Here is a 5393-nt window from a genome sequence, read left to right on the forward strand (position 1 = left end):
GAGCGCGACGGCGACGCCTGCGCCCGGCTGCGCGCCACCGTCCTCGCCCACGGCGTCAAAGTGGCGCTGGCCAGGGGACAGGCCCCGCCCGCGCTCGAACCGCTGCCCGACCCCGACGCCGTGTACGTCGGCGGGGGAGGCACCGACGTCATCGTCGCCTGCGCCGCGCGCGGCCCGCGCTCGCTGGTCTGCGCGCTCAAGGCGGTCGAACGCGTGCCCACGGTGCTCGACCGGCTACGTGAGCACGGCTATCGCGCTGAGGGAACCCAGATAATCGCCTCAAAGCTCACCATTCAGCCGGACGGATCGCATAGCCTGACCGCGGCAGACCCGGTCTTCGTCGTCCACGCGACACCCTCGCGCACGGCGTGACCTGACCTGACCGGCACGCATCGGTTATCCTCGCGTGTCTTGCCTACGCACCGGAGAAACCCTCGATGAAGCCGCCGCTCCTGCTGATCGGGCAGGGCTCGAACGACGACGCCGACTCAGCCGAGTTCGGCAGGTTCGTCCACAGGCTCCGTTGCCGCCTCGACCAACGGGCCGCCGACGTGTCCGGCGGCTACCTCGAGCGCGCCACGCCACGGCTGAGCGAGTCCGTCGCCTCGCTCGTGGCACGCGGACACCACCGTCTGGTCGCGCTGCCGCTGAGCCTCAGCAGGCTGGACACGGAATCGCACCCCGCCATGGCGCGCGTCCAGGAGCGCCACCCGACACTGCTGTGCGACTACGGCCGCCCGCTCGGCCCCGACCCTCGGGTGCTCGCGCTGCTGGCCGAGCGGCTCAACGACGCCGCCACCGAGATGCCGCGCGAGATGACCCGGCTGCGCCCGCTCGAACTGGTCGGCGCCCGGCCCCGGCTGCGCGCCGTCGACTCGATGGCCGCCGAGCCGCCGCCGGTCCACGTCGAGCCGGGCGAGACCGCCGTCGTGCTGGTCGGCGAGGGATCCACCGACCCGGCCGCCAACGCCGAGATCCACCGGGTGTCGCGGCTGTTCTGGGAGACGCACGCCTACGACTTCATGACGGTCGAGACCGCCTTCGTCTCCGTCACGCCGCCCGGCGTCCCCGGCGGGCTCGAACGGTGCCGCCGCCTGGGCGCCAAACGCGTGATCGTGGTGCCGTACCTGCTGTTCGCGGGCGGGATGCTGGAGCGCGTGTGGGCGCAGGCGCTGGCGTACGGCGCCGGGCACCCCGATCTCGACATCCGGTGCGCCGAGGTGATCGGCGACTGCGAGACACTGGCCGACGTCGTCATCGACCGTTACGAGGAAGCGCTCCAACCGGTCCCCTGATCCTCCTGGAGGAAGCCGTGCTCGCCGACACGCTCGCCGCGATCCGCCCCGCCGACCGGCGGGCCGTCGCCGAGGCCCGGGCCCACCAGGACCGCCTCACCAAGCCGCGCGGCTCGCTCGGCGCCCTTGAGGAGGTCGCAGTGCGGCTGGCGGGCGCGGCCGGGGTCAGCCCGCCTCCGCTGCCCCATCCGGCCGAGCTGGCCATCTTCGCCGCCGACCATGGCGTGCACGCGCGTGACGTGACGCCGTGGCCGCAGGAGGTCACCGTCCAGATGGTCGGAAATTTCCTGACAGGTGGGGCGGTGGCCAACGCCTTCGCCAAGCAGGTGAACGCCGGCGTGACCGTCGTGGACGTCGGCGTCGCCGCCGACCTGCCCGACGCCCCCGGCCTGCTCAAGCGCAAGGTCGCCCACGGCACCGCCGACATGACCGCGGGGCCCGCCATGAGCGTGGACGAGGCCGTACAGGCGCTGGAGACCGGCATCGCGGTGGCCCGCGACCTGGTGGAGGGCGGCGCCCGCTGCCTGATCACCGGCGACATGGGCATCGCCAACACCACCGCGTCCGCCGCGCTCGTCTCCGCCTTCACCGGCCAGGACCCCGCCCGGGTCACCGGCAGGGGCACCGGCGTCGACGACGAGACGTACGAGCGCAAGGTCGCCGTCGTCCGCGAGGCGCTCAGGGTCAACGGCGTCAACTCCGTCCTGTCCCTGCCCGCCGACGCCCTGCGCGTCCTGGCCGCCGTCGGCGGCTTCGAGCACGCGGCGATAGCCGGCTTCGTCCTCGGCGGCGCGGCCGCCCGCGTGCCGGTCATCCTCGACGGCGTCATCGCCGGGTCGGCCGCCCTGGTGGCCGCGGCGCTCGACCCCGCCGCCGCCGACCACTGCGTCGCCGGGCACCGCTCGGCCGAGCCCGGCCACACCGCCGCCCTGGAGCAGCTCGGGCTGCGGCCCATGGTGGACCTCGACCTGCGGCTCGGCGAGGGGACGGGCGGGCTGCTGGCCTACCCGCTGGTGTGCGCCGCCGTACGCGTCATGCACGAGGTGGCGACGTTCGACTCCGCGGGAGTGACCGAAAAGCACGTGTGATGATGGAGTCATGTCGAGGTACGGCTCCATGTACGGTCCTGACATCACCTTCCTGGGCGTCGAGCGGTGCGACGTCGCCGACCCCGCCACCTACGCGGGCGCCGACGTCGTGATCATCGGCGCCCCGTTCGACGGCGGCACCTCCAACCGTCCCGGCGCCAGGTTCGGGCCCCAGGCCCTGCGCCAGGCCTGCTACCTGCCCCACGACGGCTCCCGGCCGAGCCTGGCGATGCGCGTGGACGCCCTGCGCGACCTGCGCGTGTACGACGCGGGCGACGTCGAGTGCTACTCGGGCGACGTCGAGACCTCGCTGGCGAACATCGAGGAGGCCGTGCACCGCGTCGCCGCCTCCGGGGCGGTGCCGCTCGTCCTGGGCGGCGACCACACGGTCGCGCTGCCCGACGCCAGAGGCACCGCCAGGGCGTACGGGCCCGGCCGCACGGCGATGATCCACTTCGACGCGCACGCCGACACCGGCGACCACACCTTCGGCGACCACCTGTACGGCCACGGCCAGCCCATGCGCCGGCTCATCGAGTCGGGCGCCATCCGCGGCGACAGGTTCCTGCAGATCGGCCTGCGCGGCTACTGGCCGGAGCCCGAGACCCTGCGGTGGATGGCCGAGCGGGGCATGCGCTCGTACGAGATGACCGAGATCGTCGCCCGTGGGCTCGGCGAGTGCCTGACCGAGGCGTTCGGCATCGCGCTGGACGAGTGCGAGCACATCTTCCTGTCCGTGGACATCGACGTCTGCGACCCCGCGCACGCCCCGGGCACCGGGACCCCCGAGCCCGGCGGCCTCTCGTCCCGGGAGCTGATGGATGCGGTACGCCGGATCTGCTACGAACTGCCTGTTGTGGGGATGGAGGTGGTCGAAGTCGCCCCGCCATATGATCACTCGGACATCACCGCTTTCCTCGGGAACCGCGTTATCCTTGAGGCCTTGTCAGCGATGGCCAGACGCCGGAAGGACGATGAGGGCGGGCCCCGCTGGGATCCCTACCAGCCGCTACTTGACGGCCGATAATTTCTCCCGGTAAGACCCGGTAGGTTTAACCTCTTACACACCAAGCTTCGCGAACGGGAGATTCCCCACCATGGGCCCCTACCTCCTCGGCCTGCGGCTTTCCGGGCGCCGGGTCCTCGTCGTGGGCGGCGGTCGCGTCGCCCAGCGAAGAGTGCCCGCCCTGCTGGAGGCCGGCGCCGAGGTCACCGTGGTGTCGACGAGCGTCACGCCCGCACTCGACGACCTGATCGCCTCCGGCAGGGTCGTCTGGCACGCCCGCCCCTACCAGGTCGGCGACTGCGACGGCGCCTGGCTCGTCCAGGCGTGCACCAGCGACAAGTCCGTCAACACCGCGATCGCGGCCGAGGCCGAGGCCAAGCGGATCTGGTGCGTGCGCGCCGACGACAAGGACGCCTCCGCGGCCTGGACGCCCGCCTCCGGGCGCGTCGAGGAGATATCCGTGGCCGTCACCGCGGGCGGCGACCCGCGCAGGGCGGCCGGCATCAGGGACGCGGTCGTGGGCGCGCTGCGCGACGGCACGGTCGACGCGCGGCGCAGCCGCACCAAACCCGTCGGCGTGGCCCTCGTCGGCGGCGGCCCGGGCGATCCGGGGCTGATCACCGTACGGGGGCGACAACTCCTGGCGCAGGCCGACGTGGTCGTCGCCGACCGCCTCGCGCCGCGCGCCCTGCTCGACGAGCTGGCCCCCGACGTCGAGCTGATCGACGCCGCCAAGGTGCCCTACGGCAGGTCGCTGTCGCAGGAGACGATCAACGAGCTGCTCGTCGACCGGGCCCGGCAGGGGAAGTTCGTGGTGCGGCTCAAGGGCGGCGATCCCTTCGTCTTCGGGCGCGGCGGCGAGGAGATGGCCGCCTGCGCCCGCGAGGGCATCCCGGTGCTCGTGGTGCCCGGCATCACCAGCGCCGTGGCGGTGCCCGCGGCGGCCGGGGTCCCGGTCACCCATCGAGGGGTCAGCCAGGAGTTTCACGTGATCTCCGTGCACGTCGCGCCCGACGATCACCGCTCCACCGTCGACTGGCCGGCGCTCGCCCGCTCGCGGGGCACGCTGGTCCTGATGATGGCCGTCGAGCGGCTCGCCGCGGTCGCCGAGGAGCTCCTGAAAGATGGACGCCCTCCGGAGACTCCCGTAATGGTGGTACAGGACGGTACTCTTCCGACCCAGCGGGCGGTTACCGCCTCACTTTCCACCGTGGCCGACCGCGTGTCCGCGGCTGGTATACGGCCGCCGGCGATCGTCGTCGTCGGTGATGTCGTGAGGGTCGGCCAGGAGGTCGAGATGGTACGAGCGGAGCGTCTGCCATGAGCGCGGCCATGAATGGCGGGCTGGGCGACGGCCGCCAGGAGTCGCCAGGGGAGCGGACGTTGGGCTTCCGCGCCGTCGTGGACGGGCCCCCGGCGGGTCCCGGCGGGCAGCGGGAGCCCGGAGACGGACGTCCCGGGCCTGGTGACGGGCGTGCGGGGTCCGGCGACGGACGCCCTGAGCCCGGTGGCGGGCGGGCGGAGTCGTCGGGCGGCAAGCCGCCGGCCTCCAAGGCGTGGGCTCATCTGAGCGAGTCCGCGGAGCCCGGCGAGAGCGAGGCCGAGCGCGATTCGGGCGCGGACGAGCCGGTGGATCGGGCGGGGGCCGAGGGCAAGGCGGCGTCCGGCGATGGGAGCCGGGGCTCCGGTGGCTTCCAGGCGTTCCGCCCCAAGCTGTCCCCTGCCGCCGCGGTGCCGGCCGAGACCGCGGAGAAGCCCGCCGATGACGACGTGGCCGAGCCGGACGCGGAGCAGGCCGACAAGCCCGCCGAGCCCGGCGCCTCGGCCGGGGGCAAGCCCACCGAAGCCGACTCGTCGGAACACGACTCGACCAGCAGTGAGCCCGACGCCACCGAGGTCGCGTCGTCCTCCAGCTCGGAGGGCCCGGAGCTCGACGTCTCCACTGACGAGGACGCCGGTTTCGAGAAGTTCGCCGGCCTCGCGCGGGCCGGCGAGGGGTTGTCC

The 5393-nt window shown here is 73.3% G+C and carries 4 protein-coding genes and 2 pseudogenes; all 6 read left to right on the forward strand.

Features of this window, described 5'->3' with window-relative positions:
* Positions 1-372, forward strand: a pseudogene (locus KME77_RS20295) (cobalamin biosynthesis bifunctional protein CbiET); the annotation flags it as partial.
* Between the two features lie 65 nt (positions 373-437).
* Positions 438-1295, forward strand: coding sequence for a sirohydrochlorin chelatase (locus tag KME77_RS20300; RefSeq protein ID WP_219470113.1), 858 nt, complete (start codon positions 438-440; stop codon positions 1293-1295).
* Positions 1296-1312: 17 nt separating this feature from the next.
* A complete protein-coding gene (gene cobT, locus KME77_RS20305) occupies positions 1313-2383 on the forward strand; it encodes a nicotinate-nucleotide--dimethylbenzimidazole phosphoribosyltransferase (RefSeq protein ID WP_219470115.1) in 1071 nt (356 codons plus the stop codon).
* Positions 2384-2393: 10 nt separating this feature from the next.
* Positions 2394-3410 (forward strand): agmatinase, encoded by a 1017-nt coding sequence (speB, locus tag KME77_RS20310; RefSeq protein WP_246610308.1) that lies wholly within the window; start codon positions 2394-2396, stop codon positions 3408-3410.
* 70 nt (positions 3411-3480) lie between these two features.
* Positions 3481-4713, forward strand: a complete 1233-nt coding sequence (cobA, locus tag KME77_RS20315) for a uroporphyrinogen-III C-methyltransferase (protein ID WP_219470117.1) — start codon at positions 3481-3483, stop codon at positions 4711-4713.
* Positions 4710-5393, forward strand: a pseudogene (locus KME77_RS20320) (hypothetical protein); the annotation flags it as partial. The gene cobA and the pseudogene KME77_RS20320, both read left to right, overlap by 4 nt.

Source organism: Nonomuraea rhizosphaerae (assembly GCF_019396405.1).
Taxonomy (GTDB): Bacteria; Actinomycetota; Actinomycetes; order Streptosporangiales; family Streptosporangiaceae; genus Nonomuraea; species Nonomuraea rhizosphaerae.